Below are 23,755 nucleotides of genomic sequence, written 5' to 3' on the forward strand. Positions count from 1 at the left end.
GTGTTTTTTTATCTAAAGAGTCCTAAATCTATTTTTAAAGAAAAGATGTTTGAATATAGTGCAGCGCTTTGATCGCCAATATCAGTTAAAGCATAGTCTACTTCTATGCCTTTATATTTAAACCCTAAACCAATATTTGGCTGATAGCTTAATTTACCGCTTCCGTCTAATTCCCTTATGTTTTGAAAATTACCTACGCCGCCTCTAAGGAATACCAAATCTATATATCCGAATTCAAAACCAAATGCAGGGTCAAAACTCACCGACTCTGTAGATACAAGGTCGTTGGTTTGTGCAAACTGCATATTGATGTTTGCGGCAGCTAATATACTGTAGTCGTAACGGATTATGAATTTCTTTGAAAAGCCAAGCTGTGCTTTTGGTAAAGTAATTTCGCTGCTTTCAGGCAGTTCCTGGTTTTCGCCCGGTACGGCATCGCGAATAGCATCAAAAGCTTCTTCGTTTATATTCCATACATTGTAAGTTGTTGTAATGTCCCTTAGCATTAACCCAAAATTCCATTGATCTTTGGTTTGATATTGTAACCCGATGTCAAAACCAAAACCCCATGAATCGGCAAAGTCCCCAATTATCCTGCGGATAACTTTAGCGTTAATCCCATATTGTAATCCGTCTAAAGGTAACGAGCGGGCATAAGATAGGGTAACACCATAATCGGCAGTTGAAAACAAGCTGATCCTGTTGTAGTCTATATTTCCTTCGCTGTCTATTAACTGTGTTGTATTTAAGATGTCGTCTACCCCAAAACGGATAATGGATAAGCCAAAAGCGCTTCTGTCGTCTATTGGCATGGCAAATCCGGCGTAGTCATACTGTGCGATATTTGCAAAATAACTGGCGTGCATCAGCGCAAGCTGCTTGTCTTTTACTTTTAAGAGTCCTGCGGGATTCCAGTAGCCGGAATTTACATCGCCGGTACTGGCAGTAACAGCATTACTCATACCCAAAGCAGCAGCATCTACCCCAATATTCATGAACTCATTGGAGTACTTTCTAACCGATTGAGCATGGCTTAAAAAGCAAAAAAATAGTATGGGAAATATAAATTTCTTCTTCAACGCTGTTATTTTGTGCAAATATGAAATAAAAATCTCAATTACTAAACTCTATTTCTATTAACTTATTGTGTTAACTTTGCAGTAAAATTGTAGAACTATGTCTGTTAAAAAACACATTCCTAACGTAATTACATTATTAAACCTTACTTCAGGATTAATTGCACTTGTTTATGCTTTTAATACAAATCTTCAAATGGCATTCTTTTGGGTTTGTATGGGTATCTTTTTTGATTTTTGGGATGGTTTTTTTGCCAGGATATTCAAGGTGCAGAGTAAACTGGGCCTACAATTAGATTCTTTGGCAGATATGGTAACCAGTGGTGTAGTACCCGGTGTTACAATGTATCAGCTTCTTGCTAATATAGCCGACCTAAGGGATGATGCTAATTTAAGTGCCGATAATGCTTATTTAGGTATTCTGCCGTTTGTTGGTTTTATTATAACAATTGCATCGTGCTACAGACTTGCTAAATTTAATATTGACGAACGTCAGACAGACTCTTTTATAGGTTTGCCAACACCTGCAAATGCATTGTTTATTATGAGTCTTCCTGTTATATTAGATAAAACAGGAGGAGTAGGACTTGTTTTTGAATGGTTAAGCAATCCGTTTATACTGGCAGGTATAAGTGCTCTTAGTGCATATTTATTGAATGCGGAAATACCTTTGTTCTCACTTAAGGTTAAATATTTTAACTGGGAACGTAACAAAATTCAGTTTGTATTCCTTATAGCATCTATACTGTTATTGTTCTTTTTCCAGTATTTTGCCATACCGCTTATTATTCTTTTTTATGTAATATTGTCGGTAATCAACAATATGTCTGCTAAAAAGGTTCATGAAAGCCCATCCGCAAAAGAGTAACGCAAAAAATATACGTAAGCCTAAACCTAAACAGGCTAAAAAAATAACTCCGGGAAAAATACTAAGGTATTCTTTCCTGGTTTTGCTATTGTCCTTTATTATTGCTGTAGGATATCATTACCGAAACGGTTTTTTGTATTATCTGGGTTTTAAAACCAATAAGCGTATCGAAACACTTACTAAGGAGGAACGCAAAATTGCCGATTTAAGGATATATGAGATTGTTTCCCGGCACAAGGATAAGGTTTTTGGATTTGATATATCGCAGTATCAGGGAAAGATAGATTGGGATAAAGTACACGGGGAGAATGAGCATTATGCTATGAAGTTTGTTTTTATCCGTTCTACTGCAGGAAAAAATAAAACCGACAGTCAATATAAAACGAATTGGAAACAGGCCGGTAAAAAGGGGTTTATAAGAGGGGCATATCATTACTATAGGCCTAATGAAAATTCAATTAAGCAGGCTGAGAATTTTATCAGTACGGTTAAGCTTGAAAAGGGAGATTTACCACCTGTATTGGATATCGAAAAAATTCCGAGTAAACAAAGCATGGATAGCCTTAAAGTAGGTTTAAAGCGCTGGCTGGATAAGGTAGAAGGTCATTATGGTGTAAAACCTATAATTTACAGCGGTGAGAGCTTTTATACCGATTTTTTAAAAAAAGAATTTGAAGGCTATACAGTATGGATTGCCAATTACAGTTTTTTTGAAGACGAGATAAGAAACGAATGGCACTTTTGGCAATTTACAGATAAGGCAGCTATTGAAGGTATTGACGGAAATGTGGATGTAAATATCTATAACGGCAATTATGATCAGCTAAAAAAGCATACCCTTGTTATGAGGTAATAAAACTATGATTGCTTAATTTTTATTAGCTGTTTTTCGAAACAAATGCTGCTTTCCACATCTTTATATTGTCCATAATTTGGAGTGATGTTGTAACCATTTTTAGTGTAAAGGCTTATTGCGGCTTTTAATTCTTTACTTGTTTCAAGAATACACTTTTTATATCCCAGTTCTAAAGCCCATTGCTCTAATTCATTTAAAACTTTTGTAGCGATTCCCAGTTCACGTTTATCAGGATGAACAAACATGCGTTTTACTTCCATAATTTCTGGTTCATATTCTTTTATTGCTCCACAGCCACAAGGAGTTTCTTCATGAATCGCAACGACTGTATGTCTTATTAGGTCTGTTTTATTATGCTGAGCAAAAAAGGTGTCTTCTTCGCCATTTAAGATAGCGAGAAATTCATCGAGTTCCGTTACAAGATTCCTGAAGTCGGTATCAGATGAGTCAGTTCGTTTTAATTGTATCATTGTGTCAGGTAATAAAAAAAGCGCGGAGAACCGCGCTTATATTGAATTTTAAAAATTTTCTTCATCAGGAACATTGCTTGGGGCTACATGCTGCTGGAAATCGAGCTTTTTCTTTCTTAGCTCAAAATTTTGTCCCAGGTATACTTTACGAACCATTTCATCACTTGCCAGGTCTTCCGGCACACCGGCTTTCAATATCCCTCCTTCAAACATAAGGTAGGTTTTATCAGTAATAGCCAGGGTTTCCTGTACGTTGTGGTCGGTTATAAGAATACCGATATTTTTATTTTTAAGCTGTGCTACAATTCGCTGAATATCCTCAACCGCTACAGGGTCTACCCCGGCAAAAGGCTCATCCAGAAGAATGAATTTAGGGTCGGTGGCCAGTGCACGGGCAATCTCAGTTCTTCTTCGCTCACCACCCGATAAAAGGTCACCGCGGTTAGTACGTATATGCTGAAGGGAGAACTCGTCTATAAGCGCTTCCATTTTAGCTTCCTGCTCTTTTTTAGAAAGATTGGTAAGCTGCAATACACTAAGGATATTGTCTTCGATGCTTAATTTTCTGAAAACAGAAGCTTCCTGGGCAAGGTAACCTATACCGTTTTGGGCGCGTTTATACATAGGGAAATCGGTAATTTCCATATTGTCAAGGTAAATCTTGCCGCTGTTAGGTTTTACAAGGCCTACGATCATGTAGAAAGAAGTGGTTTTTCCGGCTCCGTTGGGGCCTAAAAGACCAACAATTTCACCCTGATTCACTTCTACAGAGATGCCTTTTACTACGCTTCGTCCTTTGTATGTTTTTATTAAGTTATCTGCTCTTAATTTCATGTTTTCAGGTTTCTTGTACGTTATTCGCCTTTACTGTTTTCTTCCAGTGCTTCCCAAAACTCATAAGCCCTCCTTAAGTGGGGTACTACTATGGTTCCGCCTACAAGTGTTGCAATACCCAGTGCTTCCATAACCTGTTCTTTGTTGAGGCCTTCTTTATAGCACGTTTCAAGGTGGTATTTTATACAGTCGTCACAACGAAGTACTGCCGATGCAACCAGTCCTAAAAGTTCCTTGGTTTTTACGTCAAGGGCACCTTCCATATAGGCGTTGGTATCAAGGTTAAAAATACGTTTTATTATTTTGTTGTTATCCGCCAGAAGCTTGTCGTTCATTTTTTGGCGGTAATCGTTAAATTCCTGTACTAAATCAGCCATAGTCTATTTTTTTAGCTCATTTGTTTTTAATTCTTTTTTCTCCATTCTTGCCGAAATAAGAATGCTTATTTCATATAAAATAGCCAGTGGTATGGTTACTATAATCTGACTTACCACATCTGGAGGGGTTACCACGGCAGCTACTATAAGCATAATTACATAAGCAAACTTTCTGTAGCCTCTTAAAGTGGCAGCAGTAACAAGTCCTATTTTAGAAAGGAAATAGATTACTATAGGTAACTCAAAAATCAAGCCACACGATATTGCTGTAGTTTTAACCAGACTCAAATAGGAATCAAGGTCAATGTCGTTTTTAACCACGTCACTAATCCGGTATGTTCCTAAAAAGTTTATGGAAAGCGGGACTATTAAAAAATATCCGAATAATACACCTAAAAAGAACAGGGTAGAAGTGGTGAATAAAAATGTGAGGGCATACTTGCGCTCCTTGTCATAAAGTGCGGGCCTGATAAATTTCCAGAATTCCCATAGTATAAAAGGGAAAGCCAGAATAAAACCTGCGGTTATGGCTGTCCATATATCGGTAGAGAACTGCCCGTCCATACGGCGGCTTTGTATCTCAAATGGAATCTCGGTTACGCAAAAACTCTTGTCAAGATCATATTTGTTGGCCAGGTCGCAAAAAAAGCGATAAGTGATAAAATTGCCGTCTTTTGGTGCAAAAATTATTTCGTCGAAAATAAATTTACTGAAAGCGAAAGCTACGCAGGCAGCTATTAAAATTGCAACGGTACTCCTTATAAGCAGCCACCTTAACTCTTCAAGGTGATCCAGGAAAGACATTTCGCCAGAGTTGCTTTTTTTTGCTTTTTGAGCCATATTAAACTATTCCTTCTTTTAAAATATCATGTAAATGCAGGATGCCTTTGTATTCGCCATTATCCACTACCACAAGTTGTGTAATACTGAAGTTTTCCATGGTGTTAAGGGCATCAGCAGCCATATCGGTAGATTTTATTGTTTTAGGATTATGCGTCATGATGTCGCGGGCCAAAACACCTGCAATGTTATCACGGTCGTTAAGCATCCTCCTTATATCTCCATCGGTAATTATACCTATTACTTTTTCATTTTCCACAACAGCAGTTACACCAAGCCTCTTTTCAGATATCTCAACAATAGCTTTCTTGATGCTGCACTCAGGACTAACAACCGGTTTGTGTGTGTCGTCAAGCATATCGCCTACACGAAGCAGAAGTTTTTTACCAAGTGCTCCGCCCGGATGATATTTTGCAAAATCCTCACTTTTAAAGTTGTTAAGCTCCATAAGGCAAACGGCTAATGCATCACCTAAAACAAGCTGTGCTGTGGTACTGTTGGTTGGGGCAAGATTATTAGGGCATGCCTCATTTTCTACATACGCATGAAGTACGTAATCGGATTCTTTTCCTAAAAACGAATTTTTATTGGCTGTCATTCCAATAAGTACGTTGCCAAAGCGTTTTAGTAGTGGTACCAGTACTTTTATTTCGGGACTGTTACCGCTTTTTGAAATACAGATAACAACATCGCCGGGTTGTACCATGCCTAAATCGCCATGAATGGCTTCGGCAGCGTGAAGGAATAATGAAGGTGTTCCGGTCGAGTTAAGGGTGGCAACCATTTTGTTTGCAATAATGGCGCTTTTGCCTATTCCGGTTACAACCAGCCTGCCTTTGCTCTGGTAAATTATCTCGGCAGCTTTTGCAAAATCCTCATCTAAATATTGAATAAGGTTAGCAATGCTCTCACTTTCAGAAAGTATGGTTTTCCTGGCAGAAGCCAGTATTGCTTGTGTATTTATCAAACTTGCGAAATGTTTAAAAAGTTGTGCGTATTAAAGATTTTTGTATCTTTATGTTCTGCAAATTTATGTAATTTACTATTAATAAATAATGAAATCGACCGAAATTGACTTACACAAAGAGTTAAAAAAATATTTTGGTTTTAACAAATTTAAAGGTCTCCAGGAAGATGTTGTAAAAAGTATCATTACAGGGAACAATACATTTGTTATAATGCCTACAGGTGGCGGAAAATCACTATGTTACCAGTTACCTGCTCTGGCACTCGATGGAACAGCTATTGTAGTTTCCCCACTCATTGCGCTGATGAAAAACCAGGTTGATGCCATAAGGAGCCTTTCGTCAGAACCAGGAATTGCCCACGTACTTAACTCGTCTCTTACAAAAACAGAAGTTAACCAGGTAAAGAAGGATATAACATCTGGAATAACAAAACTTTTATATGTTGCACCTGAGTCGCTTACCAAAGAAGAGTATGTTACTTTTTTAAGGGGAGTAGAGCTTTCTTTTGTAGCCATTGATGAGGCTCACTGTATTTCGGAATGGGGTCATGACTTCAGACCTGAATACCGTAACCTTAGGAGCATTATTAAACAGTTGGGCGATGTGCCTGTAATAGGACTTACCGCAACAGCAACACCAAAAGTTCAGGAAGATATACTTAAAAACCTTGATATGTCTGATGCCAATGTATTTAAGGCTTCTTTCAACAGGCCAAACCTGTATTATGAAGTAAGGCCTAAAGCAAAAACGGTAGAGTCGGATATTATCCGTTTTATCAGGCAACACAAAGGGAAATCAGGAGTTATTTACTGCCTTAGCCGTAAAAAGGTTGAGGAGATAGCACAGGTGCTACAGGTAAACGGTATCAGTGCGGTGCCATACCATGCAGGACTTGACGCTAAAACCCGTGCCAAGCACCAGGATATGTTCCTTATGGAAGATGTTGATGTGGTAGTGGCAACCATTGCTTTTGGTATGGGTATAGATAAACCGGATGTACGTTTTGTAATACACCACGACATACCTAAATCACTGGAAAGCTATTATCAGGAAACCGGTAGGGCTGGTCGTGACGGAGGTGAAGGGCATTGTTTGGCGTACTACTCGTATAAAGATATTGAGAAACTTGAAAAATTCATGTCGGGCAAACCCGTAGCAGAGCAGGAAATTGGTTTTGCATTGTTACAGGAGGTTGTTGCCTATGCTGAGACATCTATGTCAAGAAGGAAATTCCTGCTTCACTATTTTGGGGAGGAATTTGACGACGAGACAGGCGAAGGTGCCGATATGGATGATAATGTTCGTAACCCTAAGAAAAAATCGGAGGCAAAAGACCAGGTTGTTACTTTGCTGGAAACGGTTAAGGGTACAAAGCAAATGTATAAGTCCAAAGAGGTTATATTTACCCTTACAGGGAAGGTGAATGCTCTAATAAAAGCACATAAGACCGATTCTCAGTCTTTCTTTGGGAAGGGTAAGGAATATGATGAAAAACACTGGATGGCTTTAATCAGGCAGGTACTGGTTGAAGGGTATCTGTCAAAAGATATTGAAACTTATGGGGTTTTAAAACTTACCAAAAAAGGAGAGGAGTTTATTGCTGATCCTAAATCATTCATGATGACAGAGGATCATGATTATGGCGATGAAACCGATGAAACTACCGTTACCACTGGTAAATCTGCCGGAGGGGTAGCTGATGAGGCTCTTGTAAGTATGCTTAAAGACCTTCGTAAAAAAGTGGCTAAAAAGCTTGGAGTTCCGCCATTTGTGGTGTTCCAGGATCCTTCTCTTGAAGATATGGCGTTAAAATATCCGGTATCTATAGCAGAACTTGGTAATGTTCACGGTGTAGGTGAAGGTAAGGCTAAAAAATACGGTAAGGACTTTGTAGAGCTTATTGAGCGCTATGTTGAGGATAATGATATTATAAGGCCGGATGATCTTGTGGTGAAGTCTACAGGAGCTAACTCGGCGCTTAAATTATATATCATCCAGAATATAGACAGGAAGCTTCCGCTTAACGACATTGCAAGCGCTAAAGGCCTTGATATGGATGCATTGCTTAAAGAAATGGAGCAGATTGTTTATTCTGGTACCAAGCTTAATATAAAATACTGGATTGACGAAATACTGGATGAAGACCAGCAGGAAGAAATTCATGAATATTATATGGAATCGGAGTCGGATAATATTAAGGATGCCCTTAAGGAATTTGACGGAGATTATGATACCGAAGAGCTAAGGCTTATGCGTATTAAGTTTATAAGCGAGGTTGCTAATTAAATTAGCAATAGAAAAATAAATAAAAAAGCCCTGAAAAATCTCAGGGCTTTTTTATTGATATCAATATACTACTGCTCATAAAGTTCACCTCGATGGGGCTTAAGTGCATCACGTACCTGTATCATGTGCTCATCGGTAACTACCATGTACGCTATAGCGTGCATATCGGTTAGGACTTCAAATCCGGTGATGTTTAACGGCAGTTTTTCTATTGCTATATATTCTTTTAAATGAATTTCATGGTGTTCTGCGGTTTTTGATCCGGCAGGCCCTTTAAAATCCCATATCAGTTTTATTTTTCTCGACATCTTATTTTTATTTTCAGAGAACAAAGTTACTGAGTTTTGTCAGAAAATCTATTTGCTTATTTTTGAGGACAAAGACATTCTTATGAAACACTATTTACTTACCGCTTTATTTATAACCTCTTTTTCTTTTGCACAGGAGCTTACTTTAGAAAGAGCTAACGGCCTTGCCGGGCTTCCATTAAAGTGTATGCAAAAGGAATATCCTAATAAGCTGAGCCAGTTATTGATTGATGAATCGGAACTTGGAGGGCCTAAAGAACTGCACCCTGCCTTTTACGGATGTTTCGACTGGCACTCTTCGGTGCACGGGCACTGGAGTCTGGTATATCTGTTAAAGCGTTTCCCGGATATTGACAGAAAAGAGGAGATAATAAGTAAACTGAAAGTAAATCTCTCCAAAGAAAATATAGCAGAAGAAATAGCTTACCTGAGCAAAGAGCATGAAAAGTCGTATGAGCGTACATATGGTTGGGCATGGCTTTTAAAGCTTCAGTTAGAACTGGAAACTTCAGAAATTGATGAGGTAAAGCAACTGGCAGAGAATGTAAAACCACTATCAGATCTTATCGCGTCAAGATATATTGAGTTTTTGCCAAAACTTAATTATCCGGTTAGGGTTGGAACGCATACTAATACTGCTTTTGGAATGTCACTGGCTTGGGATTATGCTATGCATTCTAAAAACACCGAACTGCAAAATGTGATTAGGGATAATGCACTCCGCTTATTTAAAAATGACGGCGATTGCCCTTTTGCATGGGAACCCAGCGGAACCGATTTTCTTTCGCCTTGTATGGAAGAAATGGGTATTATGCAGCGCGTAATGCCTGAAAAAGAATTTTTAAAATGGCTTAAGGATTTTGCTAAGCCATTATTTGATAAAAACTACAAATGGGAACCGGGTAAGGTGTCTGACAGAAGTGACGGTCACCTGGTGCACCTTGACGGGCTGAACTTTAGCCGTGCATGGAATATGTACAGGCTGGCAAGTCAGTATCCTAAACAGTTTAGCCACCTTATACCTTTGGCTAATGAGCATTTTAATTATTCGCTGCCTGCTATAGTAGATGGTAATTATGAAGGAGAACACTGGCTGGCTTCGTTTGCATTACATGCTTTTGAAGAGAAGGCTGCTCTTAAGTAGGTTTGTTTTTAAGTGAAAATAATCTCTAAATATTGATTATTTTTGCGGCATGCCAAGAGAACTCCAGATACAGGTTGCCCCAGAGGTAGCTGCACAGCAGCATTTACTTATAGCTCATGTAGCTAAACTTATGCAGGTTAAGCCTGAAGAGATTAATCATATTGCGGTTATAAAGCGCTCTATAGATGCGCGCCAAAAAGCTATTAAGATAAATCTTAAGGTTGCCGTATACTGGAGGGAAACTTTTGAGGAAAACACTGTTCCGTTACCGGAATATAAAGATGTTTCAAACAGTCAGGAGGTTATTATTGTTGGCGCCGGCCCTGCAGGATTATTTGCTGCCCTTCAGTTAATAGAACTGGGTGTTAAGCCTATAGTTTTAGAAAGAGGTAAGGATGTACAGGAGCGCAGGCGTGACCTAAAGGCAATAAACCGTGATCATGTTGTAAACGAAGATTCCAACTATTGTTATGGTGAGGGAGGGGCAGGAACCTATTCTGACGGTAAGCTGTACACCCGATCTAAAAAGCGTGGTGATGTAGACCGAATTCTTAAACTGTTTGTGGCTTTTGGTGCTGCCGATAATATCATGGTAGAGGCACATCCGCATATTGGTACAAATAAACTGCCGAAGATAATCAAGTCCATGCGTGAAAAGATTATCGAGTATGGCGGTAAGGTACTTTTTGATACCCGTGTAACCGATATTTTGCTTAAAAATAATGAGGTTGATGGTGTTGTTACCCAGAATGGGGACGTTATCAATGCTAAAAAAATCATACTTGCTACTGGCCACTCTGCCAGGGATATATTTGAACTTCTTGACCGTAAAAAGATATTTATTGAAGCCAAACCTTTTGCGCTTGGTGTAAGGGCAGAGCATCCGCAAACTTTAATCGACAGTATACAGTACAGCTGCGATTTTAGAGGAGAATATTTACCGCCTGCACCTTACAGTATTGTAAAACAGGTAAACGGCAGGGGTATGTATTCTTTCTGTATGTGTCCGGGTGGGGTTATAGCACCATGTGCTACCAGTCCGGGTGAGGTTGTAACAAATGGCTGGTCACCTTCTAAAAGGGATCAGGCAACGGCTAACTCGGGTATTGTTGTAGAGCTGAAACTGGAAGATTTTAAACCGTTTGCAAAATTTGGTGCACTTGCTGGAATGGAGTTTCAAAAAAGTATTGAGCAGAAAGCATGGCATCTGGCAGGGGAAACCCAAAAAGTGCCTGCGCAACGCATGATAGATTTTACCCAAAGTAAGGTTTCGGCCGATATTCCTAAAACATCTTATGTGCCTGGTACAACTTCGGTTGAATTAGGACAGGTGTTCCCGGGATTCCTTACACAGGTAATGAGGCAGGGATTTGTAGATTTTGGTAAATCTATGAGAGGGTATTTAACCAATGAAGCCATATTGCATGCGCCGGAATCGAGAACTTCATCACCTGTGCGTATACCGCGTGATCCTTATACTTTAGAGCATGTACAGATAAAGGGGCTTTATCCTTGTGGTGAAGGTGCCGGATATGCCGGAGGTATTATTTCTGCTGCAATAGACGGGGAGAAATGTGCTATAAAATGTGCTGAAGAGTTGAATTAAAGTTTTTCTTCTTACTATATTATCAAACCTAAAAAATCAAACTAATTATGAAAAAGATATCAGCCTTACTCCTGATATTATTACCCCTTATTGCTTTTTCACAAAATGATTTTAAAGCAATAGATTCTATTTTAAGCATTTACGATCAGGGCTTTAGGCCGGGTGTTTCTATGAGGATTGTAAAAGACGGGATAGTGATTTATAATAAACATTCAGGTTATGCAAACCTCGAAATAAATGATAAGCTAACCGATAATAGTATTTTTTATCTTGCCTCAGTTTCTAAACAATTTACAGGTGCCTGTATAGTGCTTTTAAAACAGCAGGGTAAGCTGAATTTTACCGATAAACTTTCTGATTATTTTCCCGATATGCCTGTGTATGCTCAGGATATTATCATATATGACCTTCTTAATCATACTTCCGGAATTAAAGATATTGTTGCTTTAGCAGGTCTAAAAAAGGAAAAAGTCGAAGATTATGATAATGAAAAGATATATAGATTATTGTCTGTTCAGGAGTTGGATTTTAAACCAGGGTCTGAGCATAGTTATAATAATTCAGGTTATTGGTTTCTGGCTCAGATTATTGAAAAGGTATCTGGGATGTCTTTAAATGATTTTGCAGTAAAAAATATTTTTACTCCTTTAGGAATGAAAAATACCAGATATGTTTATAAGGGGGATGATTATTTTGAAAATAGGGTTTTTGGGTATTGGGAAAAGGAAGATAAATATTTTAAGACAGAAGTAGATGCTGTTGCTGTGATTGGAGGAGGTTTATATTCTACTCTTGGTGATTTACAAAAATGGCTCGAAGAAATGCAGAGTAATAAAGTTCTTGGCAAAGTTTTTTGGAATAAAATGCTAAAAGGAAAGATGTATGAAGAGTCAGATTACGCTTATAATAAGGGGTTATATATTTTAAACGATGAGAAAGGAAAGCAAATTACCCATGGTGGTGTTAACGACGGTTTTAATACATATGTGTCTTTGTTTCCGGATGAAAAACTTAGTGTGATAACACTTTCAAACAATGATGATGCTCCTGTTGAATATTTACATTCTTTGGGTGCTGATATTGCATTAGGAATTAAAGAAGAGAGTCATAAAGAAGAAATTTTGGAGAGTAAACGACTGCCTGATTCTTTATTGATGCGATATGATGGTCTCTATAACCAAAACGGATACTTTTATAAAGTAAGTCATGAGCACGGTGTGTTAAGCATAATGCAGGTTTTTAATGACCTTGAGTTTGATTTGGTTCCTATACATGACTCTTCTTTTAGTAAAGATAATTACACGTTTACATTTGAAGATATACAAAATGGTAAAGCGCAGAAAATGATTATTTTGTCATCAAATGTATCTGATATAGCGGTTAGAAGAGAAGTTGCCGTAAACGATTTTGAAAGGGTTACAGGTTCATTTTATTGTAGTAATCTAGATGTAACTTACTTTTTCTACAAAGAGAATGGTGTTTTAAAGTGTAAAGTAGGGAATGATGAAACAGAGGGGTATTTTGCTGTTTATAAAGCTTTTTTTGATTTTGGTGTTGTGAAATATGATTTTGACGAAAATAAAAGAGTAAAAGGTTTTACACTCAATCATCCGAGATTCAGAAACATCCGATTTGTAAAAGTAGAATCTACGGAGTAGGTATTTCCTCTTCATAAATTTTATGTCCTGCCCTGTCATAATAAACACAAGTCATTTCTACCATATCAACAACCCATTTTTCGACACCGTCGTCAGCGGCATCTTTGCAAAATTGCGGATAATCGGTTTCTCCTGCCTGATGGGCGTTGAGGTGATGTATAAAATCGCTCATATTTCCGGTTTCTGCAACCTGGAGATTGTCGTATTTAGGGGGTGACTGTATACGGTAATTGTCGCAGCCCCAGTATACGGTATGGCCGTCTTTTACATAAGTGTTGTAATGAATTACTCCAAGAGCTATGAGATCCTGAATGTACTGTGGAAAGTCTGCACCACTTTTAACTTTAGAGTGCGCTTCCTTAATTTGATCAATTGTGAACATACTCTATAAAATTTATTATATCAAAGATACATAAAATATTGGTGTCCAATAAAATATCATCAAAGAGGGAATAGGCTTCTTTTCCGGTAATATTTTCTTATTTTTGAAAGCTATTATATAACGATGACAGAAGAAAAAGTAATACTTGTAAACGAAAAAGACGAACAGATAGGACTGATGCCAAAAATGGAAGCTCATGAAAAAGCTTTATTACACAGGGCATTCTCCGTTTTTGTATTGAACTCTAAAAACGAAATAATGCTGCAGCAAAGGGCAGCAGATAAATACCACTCCCCATTATTGTGGACAAATACCACCTGCAGCCATCAGCGTGAGGGTGAAACTAATATTGAGGCCGGTAACCGCAGGCTTATGGAGGAGATGGGGATTAAAACCGAACTTAAAGAGCTGTTTTCATTTATCTATAAGGCTCCTTTTGATAACGGACTTACAGAACATGAACTGGATCATGTAATGATAGGCTATTATAATGATGAGCCGAATATAAACAGGGAAGAAGCCGAAAGCTGGAAGTGGATGAGTATTGATGATGTTAAGGAAGATATGAAGGCTAATCCCGAGGTATATACAGTTTGGTTCAGGATTATATTTGAGGAGTTTTATCATTATCTTGAAGATCATAAATTACCGCAATAATGAGAGTTACTGTTAGCAGAAAAGCACATTTTAATGCCGCACACCGCCTTTATCGTAAAGACTGGAGTGAAGAGCAGAATGATACTGTTTTCGGGAAATGTAATAACCCTAATTTTCATGGGCATAACTATGAGCTTATAGTTAGTGTTACAGGGGAAATAGATCCGCAAACAGGTTATGTGATAGATATCAAAGTGCTGAAGGATATTATTACAGAAGAGGTTGAGGAGCCTTTTGATCATAAGAACCTTAATCTTGATGTGCCGGAATTTAAAGATCTTAACCCAACTGCCGAAAATATAGTGGTAGTGATATGGAACAGGATAAGAAGGCGTATCGACTCTCAAATGGACCTTGAGGTAGTGTTATATGAAACCCCAAGGAATTTTGTAACTTACAAAGGCATCTAAATAATAAGTATTATAATGGAATTATATCCGCTGGTTTTTGAACCAATTTTAAAAGACAGGATTTGGGGAGGTACCAAACTCAAAACCGATTTAGGTAAAAACATACCTACACAAACAACAGGAGAAAGCTGGGAGCTTTCTGCCGTACCCGGAGACGTTAGTGTTGTTAGGGAAGGAGCTTATAAGGGCAAACCCTTAAGCGAACTTCTGGAACAGTTCCCTCAGGAAATTCTTGGAAGGAAAATACACGATCAGTTTGGGACACAGTTTCCTTTACTGTTTAAGTTTCTGGATGCAAGGGAAGATCTTTCCATACAGGTTCATCCTAATGACGAATTGGCTAAACAGAGACATAACTCTTTTGGTAAAACCGAAATGTGGTATGTAATGCAGGCTGATGAAGGAGCTAGGATAATTGTAGGATTTAAACACAAATCAAGCCCGGATGAGTATTTGGAGCACCTTAATAATAAAAACCTTATTGAGATTCTTAATGAGGTTGAGGTTAAAAAAGGTGATGTGTTTTTCCTTGAAACAGGTACTATACATGCTATAGGTGCAGGGATTGTTATTGCCGAAATACAGCAGACATCTGATATTACCTATCGTATTTATGACTGGGACAGGGTAGATGCTAATGGTAATTCAAGAGAATTGCACGTTGAGCAGGCTCTTGATGCCATGAACTATAATACTACCGATACACAAAAGCAGTACACACAAACACTTAATACAGGAAATGTAATGGTAGACTGCCCTTATTTTACCACAAGTTACTTTCCTTTAAACGGAACGGCTTCTGTTGATAAGGATGGCAGCAGCTTTACTGTTTATATATGTACTGAAGGAGAATATAGCTTTAAAACTGATGGTAAAAGCTATTCGTTTACAAAGGGCGATACCATATTAGTGCCTGCTGCATTAAAAGCATTTGAGCTTAGCGGAGAAGCTACGTTGCTAGAAATATGTATTTCTTAACAACGGAGGAAAAAATTAATTGTAATTTTGCATAAAATTTAAAAACAAAAATAAGATGGCAAGTGTAAAAACTTTAAAGAAGGACATTAATTACGTTTTAGGAGATATTATCGAGGCAGTTTACATTTGGGAGATGACAACTCAGGGAAAACCAACAAAAGAGTCGGAAGCTATTATAGATGAGGCTATTACTGTTTTTGATAACTTAATTTCAAAAATTAACCAAAAAAACGTGGAAAATAAAAAAGATCATTTCAGACAAATTAATAAGGAGCTGGAAGAATCTGCTGGTCAGCTTGTTGCAAAAATCAATGCGCTGTAAGGGAAAATTTCAATAAAAAAGTGCAAAATTTTTTTTGGAAAATTCAAAACCAGTCTTATATTTGCACCCGTATTGAGATGCCGGTGTAGCTCAGCTGGCTAGAGCAGCTGATTTGTAATCAGCAGGTCGTGGGTTCGAGTCCCTCCATCGGCTCAATAAAAAAACCGCTTCATTTATGAAGCGGTTTTTGTTTTTATAAGTTATTTCTTTTTTGCACGGTTGTTCTGTTTTTAGTAGTAATGGCAAAATGTTGAATGTTACTTCTACAGTTCTGTTGTATATTCCCTGCATCTAATGTATGTATCTTAAAATAAAAACAGCAAGGTTATACACCTTGCTGTTTTCATATTCTTTGAGATTTAAAAAACTTACTTCACTTCTGCGGCCTCATCTTTTTTTCTGTCCTCTAAAAGTTCGGTCAATATTTTTCCGTAGTGCGATTCGGCTACTTTAGGAGTCATGCTTTTTTGCATCGTGTCCAGATATTTGATATTAATATCATGAATTTCAGAAAGGGCAATATATGGGCCTACTTCGTGATCTGAATGATTGATGACAAAATTGGCAGTAATTAGATATCTGCGCTTTAAAAGCTGCTCTTTCTTTTCGCTGATGCTGTCTATTTGCTTTAGGTTGTTATTTTGAATTGCCTCAATACTTTTTTGGGTAAGGTCAAGGTCAATATCTATATAACGTTTTCTGTGCTGAAGGAATTCTTCATATATCTTTTGGTTTTCCGATCCCGTAATTTTTGCTCTGGAATAGAAACCTTCAATATTTGAATTGATAGTCATATTACCCGGTTCGGCAAAAAACGCTAGTTTATCGTCCATAGAGTTTGTTTGGCCTCTGTCCAGTATAAGGTATAGCATTTGAGGCGAATCGATGTTTAAATCGCTTTTAAAGTTCGAATTGCCCTTAATTGTTATACTGTCCAGGGTAATATAAGAAGTGTCCTGGAGTTTCTTTATATAGAGTGTACCCTGTTTAAAGCCTCTAATGTTGCCTGTAATGTGCAGGTTTGTATCGGCTTTTTTATCTTCGTTACAAGCGAAAAGTGTTAAGGCGGCAAACAGGGCCAGAATAGTTTTTTTCATAAGTTAATAAAGCGGTTAAATTTTTCGCAAAGTAATAAAATTTACCTGTTTAGATAAATAAAAAATGCTGCTTTAAAGCAGCATTTTTTATTATTATGTATAAATTGTTAATCGTCTAAAAACATTCTTGCCAGTTTTTTGTTGCTGTTGTGAACAAACTCAACAAAAAATGATCCTATTCCGTATCCCGGAGCCTCAGTACCTGTTGTACATACTCTGGTAGTTTCTTTTTTGGAAACTGTTTTTACAACAGTCGTATCCTCAGTTCTGATTGCTGAAACCTTAGCTGTCTTTTCGGTCTTGGTTTCTTTGTTAGTGTGAGTAACCGTAGTGTTGTTTTCTGTAGGATTTGGTGTGGTATTATTGCCGTTATTACCATTGTTGGCAAAAGCGGTAAAGCTTAATCCCATAAAAAATATGATAAATAATGCTTTCATAATAGTAAGGTTTTTTTGCCGCTTTGTGTTAAACAGCTTTGATTATAGGGCTTAAATATAATAAATTTTTGAATACCAAAGTGTTAACCTTTTAACCAGGCCTCCTTTAATTTGGTTTTACTTTCAATTGATGCATGGTAACCTTCAACCTGTTCTGTAGGTAATACAACTTTACCTTTTATATCCTGTTCCTTGCCTTCGCGCTTAATTTTTAGTGTAATATCTTCACCATCTTTCCAGCTCATGCTTGTCATGATAAGATCGTAAATATTATCAAGGTTATAAGCTGTTCCGTTAACTGTTGTTATAATGTCTCCTGTTTTAAGCCCCAGAGTATCCATAAAGGCATTGCCTTCTGCCGGAAGAAGCACAATTTGCTTCTCGCTGTTTATGGTTACATAAGGTATTTCCTCGTTTTTAAGGAATGGTGTTCCTTTCTTTTCAACAATAGCTTGGGTTACACCCATTTTTGCCAGATACTCCTCATAAGGAATAGGGGTGTTGCCACTTACATAAACCTTTAAAAATTCTTCTACCTTTGGCGAAGTAAGCTTAGCTATATCGGTAAATAAATCATCGTCATTAAACGGTTTGTTGCTTCCGTATTCTGCCGAAAGGTTTCTCATAAGGTCTAAAATCCCTTTTTCACCATTGGTATTTTCTCTTATTTGTATGTCAATACACATAGCAATAAGTGCACCTTTAAGATATACGTTGTAGTAAGAGTCTTTGTAAGGAGACTCAAGTATGTTTTTACTCATTTTAGTGAAATTCATTGTTTCACTAAACTGCTTAGACTGCGCAATCTTATCGGCCATGCGGGCATAAAACTCGTCTTCGGTTATAAGTCCCTGATTTACCTGGAACAGATTGGCAAAATATTCGGTTACACCTTCATACATCCATAAGTGTTCAGACATTTTAGGGGTGTTGTAATTGAAGTAATGAATTTCGTTTGAGTGTATGCTTAGCGGAGTTACAATATGAAAGAATTCGTGAGATACCACATCTTTCAGGGTTGATATAAGCTGGTCAAGAGGCATCATCTCAGGCATAACTACAGTGGTTGATGTAGTGTGCTCTAACGCTCCAAAACCTCTTGCATCCGGCTTTTCCATATTGGTTAGATAAATCAGTACACTATATTTCTTAGTACTGTTTATAGCTCCTAAAAAGCGTTTTTGAGCACGCATCATGGTTTCCATATCCGGAGTTATATCGGCGGCTTTTATCTTTCCGTTAGGAGAATATACGCTTATAAGAATTTCCATGCCATCTACCGTGAAGGTAGTATAGTCAGGCTTAGAGTACATTATAGGATGATCTACCACATCCGGGTATCTCGGCGATTTAAATACATCTGTCTCATTGCTTGCATCCTCGTCTATAAAAGAAGTGGAAGCCCATAAACTGGCAGGGTGTGATATGGTAAGTACATAAGGCAATTCGCTTTTGCCTTCAAAGTAACCTACAAATCCGTGAGTGTTTAGTACAAAGTTATCGTTTGCAGTAATGTTTGTTCCTGCCGGAGAGAATATATCATGAACACCTGTTCCTTCAATATCATAAGTGTCGTTTACCCAGTAAGTAACTTTTTCAAGTTTATTGGCATCGGCTATTTTCCATGAGTTTTCATCAGGATGTTCAACCTTAAGCTCACGTCCTTTTTTGTCATAAGCCTTAAAGTCATCTATAAACTTACCGTAATTGTCGCTGGAATAAGTTCCTGGTACAATTTTCGGAATGTAGAAAGTAGTGGTTTTATCGTCCAGTTTTGGAGCGGTAACAGTAACCTGTACTTTGTCGTTAGTAACATTTTTCAGGTTTATAGCAACCTGTACATCCTCATGCTTTTGGGCTGTTGCAACACTGCATACAGATAAAGCGAGTGCAATTGTTTTAATAATTGTTCTCATTTGCTGTTTTTTGATACGTATATGTATGCTAAAACATGAGGATGTTACAGGTTATTATGATTTTTTTTGAAATTATTTTACCTGTTGCTTAATCCAGGTCGATATTTCGTTTAAGGCAACCGGAGCAATAGTCTGTTCTATGGTTTCATATTCTGATACTTCTCCTGTTGTGCATTCCTGGAACAGGTGGTTTAGGTTAGGCAGTTCTTTGGTTGTAACCTTTTTGTTTCCGCCTTTAGTTGTTGCGTTTTTTATACCTGCAAGATCTTCCTGAGGAGGCACCTGAAGGTCTTTACTTCCGTTAATTGCCAGTACAGGGCATTGTACTTTTTCAAGATTTGAAGCAGGGTTGTATCTTATAAAATACAGGAACCACGGAGAGGTAAGCTCTGCAATCTGCATTTGTGAGTATTGGTCTATCTGTTCCTGAGGAATTCCTTTTTCAAGGAATAAAGGTTTCATCTCGGTATTGTAAATTTGAGATAGTCCTGATTTTATAGCATCCATGTCGGATTCCTTTAAAATCACATCATATAACTTTCTGTTTACAGAACCCAGTTTTTGAAGCTCTTCTTCGGGCATACCACCTGCCTTGTTTATAAGGTAGTTTTGCTTCATTAAAATTTCATCGCCTGATATTCCGGGGCCTGCCATTAGGACAAGGAAAGCAACGCTGTTGTTTCTGGCTGCAACCATTGGGGCTATCATGCCACCTTCACTGTGGCCTATAAGTCCAATCTTGTTTTTGTTTATTTCGGGTCTTGACTTAAGATAGTTAAATGCGGCTTCGGCATCGGTAGAAAAATCGGCAGAAGTAGAGGTAGCAAAAACACCTTGCGATTCACCAACACCTCTGTCATCAAAACGAAGTACAGCAATGCCGTTTTTGGTTAAATAATCTGCAAGGACTAAAAACGGTTTATGATCCAGTAGCTCAGAGTTTCTGTCCTGAGGGCCACTCCCGCTTATAAGTACTACAGCCGGGTAGTTGCCTTCTTTTTTAGGAAGTGTAAGCGTTCCGGCAAGGGTTATTCCTGCGTTTTCGTTTTTAAAAGTTACATCTTCTGTATAGTAACCATAGGGAGGTTGCGGCTCTTGTGGTCTTTTTGGTTTTTCTATTTTAATTTCATCTCTGCCTAAGTCAAGCGGAATTTCATATCCGTTTTGCTTATAGGTGCCTTTTATAATATTGTTTTCCCAAGTGCCTTTGTATTCCAGTTTTCCTGCAGGGATAGCAAAAGCGAGGGTATTGTTTTCAAAACTGATTGTTGTAACGGGAATCCCTTTTGCTCCCTGATCTGGGCTATCCATAGTAGCCGAATAGCCGGTTTCTGTTTTTGTAATATTAATAACAAGGCGAACTGTTGTGCCCGGTACTTTTAATAATCCGTTCCAAGTGCCTGTAATATCCTGAGCAAATAGTACAGAAGAAATGCATAGCGTGATGAGGGTAATAAGTTTTTTCATAATGCTTTTAGTTAATAGTTGAAATCAATAGCGAGGAAACTATTTCTGCAATAATAATAGCCAGTATAAATGCGATAGTGTGTGTTATCTTTTTAGAATTACTGGCTGTTTTAAATCCGTTATACAGTAATGCGATATACCATACTAATGCTCCAATCATTACAATAGCTGTAATTCCTATTGCAGTATAGTCTAAAGCTGTAAGGTTTAGCGATTGTGGGTCTTTAGGATCTATAGAAAGTAGTTTTTCATCAATTCCCGGAGAAATGAATTCCGGATTGAATATAGGTAAGAAACAATAGATTATTCTTGCTATAAGAACAGTATTAAGTATATCTATTATTCGGGTCTTCTTATTTACAATAAGGGCAGCTGCAAAAAGTAACAATGTCAGGGTAACTATATTGATAAGATTGTCTATAAAAGGAGCGTCAAACCTTACATTTTTTACAATATGCATGTCAAGTATGCCGTCAAACCGTGCATTAAGGTAATAGGCAACTAACGAGCATACTGCTGCCATGGTAATACCTGTTACAAAAAGTTGCTTTTCGCTGTATTTCTCAAAGGGGTTAAATAGTGTTTTTTTCATAGTGGTTATTCCTGGTTTTGCAGTTGTTTTATTTTACTGATAAGATCGTCAAGCCTGTTTCTTACCGTAGGGTAGCTTATTCCCATTTGTGAAGCCATTTCCTTAAGGCTGCCACTGGTTAAAAAGAACTGTAGTATAAAATCCTGTTCTTCCTGACTAAGCCGCAGTAATACAGGTAAAGGAAAGTTGCCGCTAACAGTAGTGCTGCACGAGGGGCAGGCCAGTTGGGAAACATTTAGCGATGACGAACAGCTGGGGCATGTAATGGGCAGTTTAGGTGTCATGTTAATATTGTTTACTTAATTGTAATACAATATTAATAAAATTAAACTAAAATTCAATAAAGTTAAACTAAAAATTATTTAAGGTTAGATTTTGGCTATAAAAAAACTCCCATTAGGGAGTTGTATAAGTTTTAAAATTTGTTCTTAAAGTAATACTTCGAATCCAAATCATCATCTTCCAAATCACTGAAGTTTTGTGGCTTAAGCTTTGGTTTTTTAGCAGCTACTTTTTTCTTCCACAGTTCAAAGTTATCAGCCTGCAGTCTCTTTTTCATAATTTCGGTTACTTCCTTCTCGGATAAGCCAAATTCTTTTTTAATCTCCTCGAAAGGCTTCCTTTCTTCCTGAGCCAAAGTTACTATTCTGTCTATAGCTTCTTTGCCAAGTTCGTGGTTACTCTTTTTCATCAGATGAAAACATTAATATCAAATAATAGTTTAAAGTTTAATCAATATTACTAAAAAAAATGTTTGATTGTAAGGGTTAAGTAAATTTTTATATTTTTTTGAAAAGGATTCATTGTTAGAGGGTTAACGTTGCAGTTTTTTAAAAAAATATCAAATAAGGGTTAAATTTTTTTAAAGAGATATTTTTTTGAGGCTAATTTAAACATAGTAATAAGCCCAGTATAACAGTACAATTTGTAGCGGTAACCTTATTAACCTTACTGTTTTAGATAATCCTAACGAAACATTATCATTAAGGTACATATACATATTTGCAGGAAAGATGGCTATAAGTAATGCCATTATACCTAGTGCTGCATATGATGTTGTAGGAGGAAAACATAATAATACACCTAAAACTATTTCGGCAAGTCCGGCTAATACATTTAATGTTTTTGGAGCAGGAAAAAGCGGCGGTATAATTTTAGTGTACATTTTTGGTGCCCTAAAATGGTTAAGCCCTGCAAGGATATACAATGCAGCCATTACGTATAAATGCCAGGGTAAATTCATAACTGTTTGATTTAATATCAAATATACTCATATTTGCCGGATTTGTTCCGGTTGCCAATATTCATTATTACAACGGCAGCAATTATAAGGGCTATGCCGGTCCATTGTACAGCAGTTACTTTTTCATGCAGGAGTACAAAAGCCATAGTTACTGACACCGGAAGTTCCAACGAAGAAACTATACTACCCAGCCCAATACCGGTTAAAGGGAAACCTGTGTTTAATAACAGTGGCGGGATAATTGTACCGAATAAAGCCAGAACCAACCCATATTTAATAAAGATGTCTATGTTATAATTTCCTGTCCAGGTAAATGCGGTATAAGTAAGCACTATTACTGCGCCACCATATAAAAAGTAAAGGCTTCTTTTTGAAGAGGAGAGATGCACTGCTATTCTATTAGAAGCAAACATTGTTGCCGTAAAGGCAGCTGCCGCAAGCAGACCTAATACAATACCCCGCCAGTCGGGGATCTCGTTTGTGTTGAGCAAATTAGTTGCCATAGCTGTGCCTATAAGGACAATGATAACGGCTACTATCTTTCTGGCAGAAGGCAGGGTTTTGGTAAGAAGGGATTCCAGTACTACGCCCATCCATACGGTTTGCATAAGTAACACAATTCCCATAGAAACAGGTATGTATATTACCGACAGGTAATAAAATACACTTGTAAATCCTGTTGATGTACCGGCTATTATAAGATGAAGTTTGTCTTTGTTTGTAGCTTTTACTTGTGTGTCCCCGTTTCTTTTCTTCTGAAAATAGTTAATAAGAAACATGCCAACTATGCCTAAAAGTATTTGGGATGAGGTTACTTCGGCAGTGGTATAACCTTCTTTATAGGAAAGCTTTACCATAGTGGCCAGCATACCGTAGCTCGTAGCACCCAAGCCAACTAAAAAAACGCCTTTTAATATATTCTTGCCCATTTGTTTTATTGCAGGTTAAAGGTAGGAATCATTT

The 23,755-nt window shown here is 37.6% G+C and carries 27 protein-coding genes and 1 tRNA gene; 11 read left to right on the forward strand and 17 right to left on the reverse strand.

Going from position 1 to position 23,755, the window contains the following annotated elements; translation table 11 throughout:
* Window positions 1-8 precede the first annotated feature (8 nt).
* On the reverse strand, window positions 9-1,079 hold the full coding sequence (locus tag FUA48_RS07715) for a putative type IX sorting system protein PorV2 (protein WP_449404037.1): 1,071 nt from the start codon (window positions 1,077-1,079) through the stop codon (window positions 9-11).
* A gap of 97 nt (window positions 1,080-1,176) precedes the next feature.
* On the opposite strand from FUA48_RS07715, the gene FUA48_RS07720 reads away from it, so the two are divergent.
* Window positions 1,177-1,944, forward strand: coding sequence for a CDP-alcohol phosphatidyltransferase family protein (locus FUA48_RS07720; protein ID WP_147582986.1), 768 nt, complete (start codon window positions 1,177-1,179; stop codon window positions 1,942-1,944).
* Window positions 1,919-2,797 (forward strand): glycoside hydrolase family 25 protein, encoded by an 879-nt coding sequence (locus tag FUA48_RS07725; RefSeq protein ID WP_147582987.1) that lies wholly within the window; start codon window positions 1,919-1,921, stop codon window positions 2,795-2,797. The genes FUA48_RS07720 and FUA48_RS07725 overlap by 26 nt, the downstream gene beginning before the upstream one ends.
* A gap of 5 nt (window positions 2,798-2,802) precedes the next feature.
* Here FUA48_RS07725 and FUA48_RS07730 read toward each other — a convergent pair whose 3' ends face one another.
* From FUA48_RS07730 to FUA48_RS07750, 5 genes are read right to left on the reverse strand one after another with little or no spacing between them, the layout of a single operon-like run.
* Window positions 2,803-3,270, reverse strand: coding sequence for a GNAT family N-acetyltransferase (locus FUA48_RS07730; protein ID WP_147582988.1), 468 nt, complete (start codon window positions 3,268-3,270; stop codon window positions 2,803-2,805).
* 48 nt (window positions 3,271-3,318) lie between these two features.
* A complete protein-coding gene (lptB, locus tag FUA48_RS07735; RefSeq protein ID WP_147582989.1) occupies window positions 3,319-4,104 on the reverse strand; it encodes an LPS export ABC transporter ATP-binding protein in 786 nt (261 codons plus the stop codon).
* A gap of 20 nt (window positions 4,105-4,124) precedes the next feature.
* Window positions 4,125-4,481: a carboxymuconolactone decarboxylase family protein gene (locus FUA48_RS07740; protein ID WP_147582990.1), complete on the reverse strand. Its 357-nt coding sequence runs from the start codon at window positions 4,479-4,481 to the stop codon at window positions 4,125-4,127.
* A 3-nt stretch (window positions 4,482-4,484) separates the two neighbouring features.
* A complete protein-coding gene (tatC, locus tag FUA48_RS07745) occupies window positions 4,485-5,321 on the reverse strand; it encodes a twin-arginine translocase subunit TatC (protein ID WP_240732564.1) in 837 nt (278 codons plus the stop codon).
* Window position 5,322: 1 nt separating this feature from the next.
* The gene (locus tag FUA48_RS07750) at window positions 5,323-6,288 is read right to left on the reverse strand and encodes a KpsF/GutQ family sugar-phosphate isomerase (RefSeq protein ID WP_168196948.1); all 966 of its coding nucleotides are present in this window, start codon (window positions 6,286-6,288) and stop codon (window positions 5,323-5,325) included.
* Window positions 6,289-6,376: 88 nt separating this feature from the next.
* Between FUA48_RS07750 and recQ the strand changes: the two genes are divergently transcribed.
* Window positions 6,377-8,575: a DNA helicase RecQ gene (gene recQ / locus FUA48_RS07755; protein ID WP_147582992.1), complete on the forward strand. Its 2,199-nt coding sequence runs from the start codon at window positions 6,377-6,379 to the stop codon at window positions 8,573-8,575.
* A gap of 68 nt (window positions 8,576-8,643) precedes the next feature.
* Here the strand turns inward: recQ and FUA48_RS07760 are convergent, their stop codons facing one another.
* Window positions 8,644-8,883 (reverse strand): hypothetical protein, encoded by a 240-nt coding sequence (locus FUA48_RS07760; RefSeq protein WP_147582993.1) that lies wholly within the window; start codon window positions 8,881-8,883, stop codon window positions 8,644-8,646.
* Window positions 8,884-8,965: 82 nt separating this feature from the next.
* Here FUA48_RS07760 and FUA48_RS07765 point away from each other — a divergent pair, with 82 nt between their 5' ends.
* Genes FUA48_RS07765 through FUA48_RS07775 form a run of 3 tightly spaced genes read left to right on the forward strand, consistent with a single transcriptional unit; the run spans window position 8,966 to window position 13,291 of the window.
* The gene (locus tag FUA48_RS07765) at window positions 8,966-10,027 is read left to right on the forward strand and encodes a DUF2891 domain-containing protein (RefSeq protein ID WP_147582994.1); all 1,062 of its coding nucleotides are present in this window, start codon (window positions 8,966-8,968) and stop codon (window positions 10,025-10,027) included.
* A 49-nt stretch (window positions 10,028-10,076) separates the two neighbouring features.
* Window positions 10,077-11,633: an NAD(P)/FAD-dependent oxidoreductase gene (locus FUA48_RS07770; protein ID WP_147582995.1), complete on the forward strand. Its 1,557-nt coding sequence runs from the start codon at window positions 10,077-10,079 to the stop codon at window positions 11,631-11,633.
* 47 nt (window positions 11,634-11,680) lie between these two features.
* The gene (locus FUA48_RS07775) at window positions 11,681-13,291 is read left to right on the forward strand and encodes a serine hydrolase domain-containing protein (RefSeq protein ID WP_147582996.1); all 1,611 of its coding nucleotides are present in this window, start codon (window positions 11,681-11,683) and stop codon (window positions 13,289-13,291) included.
* Here FUA48_RS07775 and FUA48_RS07780 read toward each other — a convergent pair.
* A complete protein-coding gene (locus FUA48_RS07780) occupies window positions 13,281-13,673 on the reverse strand; it encodes a DUF1398 domain-containing protein (protein WP_147582997.1) in 393 nt (130 codons plus the stop codon). The two genes, FUA48_RS07775 and FUA48_RS07780, sit on opposite strands and share 11 nt — an antisense overlap.
* Before the next feature lie 123 nt (window positions 13,674-13,796).
* On the opposite strand from FUA48_RS07780, the gene idi reads away from it, so the two are divergent.
* The 5 genes from idi (at window position 13,797) to FUA48_RS07805 (ending at window position 16,193) form a co-directional block, all read left to right on the forward strand.
* Entirely contained in the window at window positions 13,797-14,330 is a 534-nt protein-coding gene (gene idi, locus FUA48_RS07785) for an isopentenyl-diphosphate Delta-isomerase (RefSeq protein WP_147582998.1), read from the forward strand.
* Window positions 14,330-14,740 carry a 6-pyruvoyl trahydropterin synthase family protein gene (locus FUA48_RS07790; protein ID WP_147582999.1) on the forward strand — a complete coding sequence of 137 codons (411 nt, stop codon included), beginning with the start codon at window positions 14,330-14,332 and terminating at the stop codon, window positions 14,738-14,740. Before idi ends, FUA48_RS07790 begins: the two co-directional genes overlap by 1 nt.
* 9 nt (window positions 14,741-14,749) lie before the next feature.
* Window positions 14,750-15,718, forward strand: coding sequence for a type I phosphomannose isomerase catalytic subunit (locus FUA48_RS07795; protein ID WP_147583000.1), 969 nt, complete (start codon window positions 14,750-14,752; stop codon window positions 15,716-15,718).
* A gap of 55 nt (window positions 15,719-15,773) precedes the next feature.
* A complete protein-coding gene (locus FUA48_RS07800) occupies window positions 15,774-16,040 on the forward strand; it encodes a hypothetical protein (RefSeq protein WP_129749391.1) in 267 nt (88 codons plus the stop codon).
* A 79-nt stretch (window positions 16,041-16,119) separates the two neighbouring features.
* Window positions 16,120-16,193, forward strand: a tRNA-Thr gene (locus FUA48_RS07805).
* 215 nt (window positions 16,194-16,408) lie between these two features.
* Here FUA48_RS07805 and FUA48_RS07810 read toward each other — a convergent pair.
* From FUA48_RS07810 to FUA48_RS07850, 9 genes are all read right to left on the reverse strand, one after another.
* Window positions 16,409-17,137: a DUF4369 domain-containing protein gene (locus FUA48_RS07810; RefSeq protein ID WP_147583001.1), complete on the reverse strand. Its 729-nt coding sequence runs from the start codon at window positions 17,135-17,137 to the stop codon at window positions 16,409-16,411.
* 107 nt (window positions 17,138-17,244) lie between these two features.
* Window positions 17,245-17,574, reverse strand: a complete 330-nt coding sequence (locus FUA48_RS07815) for a hypothetical protein (RefSeq protein WP_147583002.1) — start codon at window positions 17,572-17,574, stop codon at window positions 17,245-17,247.
* Window positions 17,575-17,657: 83 nt separating this feature from the next.
* Window positions 17,658-19,490, reverse strand: coding sequence for a M61 family metallopeptidase (locus FUA48_RS07820; protein WP_147583003.1), 1,833 nt, complete (start codon window positions 19,488-19,490; stop codon window positions 17,658-17,660).
* Window positions 19,491-19,562: 72 nt separating this feature from the next.
* Window positions 19,563-20,957 carry an alpha/beta hydrolase family protein gene (locus FUA48_RS07825; protein WP_147583004.1) on the reverse strand — a complete coding sequence of 465 codons (1,395 nt, stop codon included), beginning with the start codon at window positions 20,955-20,957 and terminating at the stop codon, window positions 19,563-19,565.
* A gap of 7 nt (window positions 20,958-20,964) precedes the next feature.
* Window positions 20,965-21,549 (reverse strand): hypothetical protein, encoded by a 585-nt coding sequence (locus FUA48_RS07830; RefSeq protein WP_147583005.1) that lies wholly within the window; start codon window positions 21,547-21,549, stop codon window positions 20,965-20,967.
* Window positions 21,550-21,554: 5 nt separating this feature from the next.
* Complete coding sequence (locus tag FUA48_RS07835) at window positions 21,555-21,833, reverse strand: DUF2089 family protein (protein WP_147583006.1); 279 nt, start codon at window positions 21,831-21,833, stop codon at window positions 21,555-21,557.
* A 131-nt stretch (window positions 21,834-21,964) separates the two neighbouring features.
* Window positions 21,965-22,240 carry a DUF2805 domain-containing protein gene (locus FUA48_RS07840; RefSeq protein ID WP_147583007.1) on the reverse strand — a complete coding sequence of 92 codons (276 nt, stop codon included), beginning with the start codon at window positions 22,238-22,240 and terminating at the stop codon, window positions 21,965-21,967.
* A 198-nt stretch (window positions 22,241-22,438) separates the two neighbouring features.
* Window positions 22,439-22,792, reverse strand: a complete 354-nt coding sequence (locus tag FUA48_RS07845; protein WP_147583008.1) for a DoxX family protein — start codon at window positions 22,790-22,792, stop codon at window positions 22,439-22,441.
* Window positions 22,793-22,809: 17 nt separating this feature from the next.
* Window positions 22,810-23,721: an EamA family transporter gene (locus FUA48_RS07850; protein WP_147583009.1), complete on the reverse strand. Its 912-nt coding sequence runs from the start codon at window positions 23,719-23,721 to the stop codon at window positions 22,810-22,812.
* Window positions 23,722-23,755 lie beyond the last annotated feature (34 nt).

The organism is Flavobacterium alkalisoli, assembly GCF_008000935.1.
Lineage (GTDB): Bacteria > Bacteroidota > Bacteroidia > Flavobacteriales > Flavobacteriaceae > Flavobacterium > Flavobacterium alkalisoli.

Excerpts from the sequence above, each read along its gene's own strand:
- FUA48_RS07720 (WP_147582986.1), top strand. The coding sequence starts at position 1,177 with ATGTCTGTTAAAAAACACATTCCTAACGTAATTACATTATTAAACCTT.
- FUA48_RS07725 (WP_147582987.1), top strand. The coding sequence starts at position 1,919 with ATGAAAGCCCATCCGCAAAAGAGTAACGCAAAAAATATACGTAAGCCT.
- FUA48_RS07730 (WP_147582988.1), bottom strand. The coding sequence starts at position 3,270 with ATGATACAATTAAAACGAACTGACTCATCTGATACCGACTTCAGGAAT.
- lptB (WP_147582989.1), bottom strand. The coding sequence starts at position 4,104 with ATGAAATTAAGAGCAGATAACTTAATAAAAACATACAAAGGACGAAGC.
- FUA48_RS07740 (WP_147582990.1), bottom strand. The coding sequence starts at position 4,481 with ATGGCTGATTTAGTACAGGAATTTAACGATTACCGCCAAAAAATGAAC.
- tatC (WP_240732564.1), bottom strand. The coding sequence starts at position 5,321 with ATGGCTCAAAAAGCAAAAAAAAGCAACTCTGGCGAAATGTCTTTCCTG.
- recQ (WP_147582992.1), top strand. The coding sequence starts at position 6,377 with ATGAAATCGACCGAAATTGACTTACACAAAGAGTTAAAAAAATATTTT.
- FUA48_RS07760 (WP_147582993.1), bottom strand. The coding sequence starts at position 8,883 with ATGTCGAGAAAAATAAAACTGATATGGGATTTTAAAGGGCCTGCCGGA.
- FUA48_RS07765 (WP_147582994.1), top strand. The coding sequence starts at position 8,966 with ATGAAACACTATTTACTTACCGCTTTATTTATAACCTCTTTTTCTTTT.
- FUA48_RS07770 (WP_147582995.1), top strand. The coding sequence starts at position 10,077 with ATGCCAAGAGAACTCCAGATACAGGTTGCCCCAGAGGTAGCTGCACAG.
- FUA48_RS07775 (WP_147582996.1), top strand. The coding sequence starts at position 11,681 with ATGAAAAAGATATCAGCCTTACTCCTGATATTATTACCCCTTATTGCT.
- FUA48_RS07780 (WP_147582997.1), bottom strand. The coding sequence starts at position 13,673 with ATGTTCACAATTGATCAAATTAAGGAAGCGCACTCTAAAGTTAAAAGT.
- idi (WP_147582998.1), top strand. The coding sequence starts at position 13,797 with ATGACAGAAGAAAAAGTAATACTTGTAAACGAAAAAGACGAACAGATA.
- FUA48_RS07790 (WP_147582999.1), top strand. The coding sequence starts at position 14,330 with ATGAGAGTTACTGTTAGCAGAAAAGCACATTTTAATGCCGCACACCGC.
- FUA48_RS07800 (WP_129749391.1), top strand. The coding sequence starts at position 15,774 with ATGGCAAGTGTAAAAACTTTAAAGAAGGACATTAATTACGTTTTAGGA.
- FUA48_RS07810 (WP_147583001.1), bottom strand. The coding sequence starts at position 17,137 with ATGAAAAAAACTATTCTGGCCCTGTTTGCCGCCTTAACACTTTTCGCT.
- FUA48_RS07815 (WP_147583002.1), bottom strand. The coding sequence starts at position 17,574 with ATGAAAGCATTATTTATCATATTTTTTATGGGATTAAGCTTTACCGCT.
- FUA48_RS07820 (WP_147583003.1), bottom strand. The coding sequence starts at position 19,490 with ATGAGAACAATTATTAAAACAATTGCACTCGCTTTATCTGTATGCAGT.
- FUA48_RS07825 (WP_147583004.1), bottom strand. The coding sequence starts at position 20,957 with ATGAAAAAACTTATTACCCTCATCACGCTATGCATTTCTTCTGTACTA.
- FUA48_RS07830 (WP_147583005.1), bottom strand. The coding sequence starts at position 21,549 with ATGAAAAAAACACTATTTAACCCCTTTGAGAAATACAGCGAAAAGCAA.
- FUA48_RS07835 (WP_147583006.1), bottom strand. The coding sequence starts at position 21,833 with ATGACACCTAAACTGCCCATTACATGCCCCAGCTGTTCGTCATCGCTA.
- FUA48_RS07840 (WP_147583007.1), bottom strand. The coding sequence starts at position 22,240 with ATGAAAAAGAGTAACCACGAACTTGGCAAAGAAGCTATAGACAGAATA.
- FUA48_RS07845 (WP_147583008.1), bottom strand. The coding sequence starts at position 22,792 with ATGAATTTACCCTGGCATTTATACGTAATGGCTGCATTGTATATCCTT.
- FUA48_RS07850 (WP_147583009.1), bottom strand. The coding sequence starts at position 23,721 with ATGGGCAAGAATATATTAAAAGGCGTTTTTTTAGTTGGCTTGGGTGCT.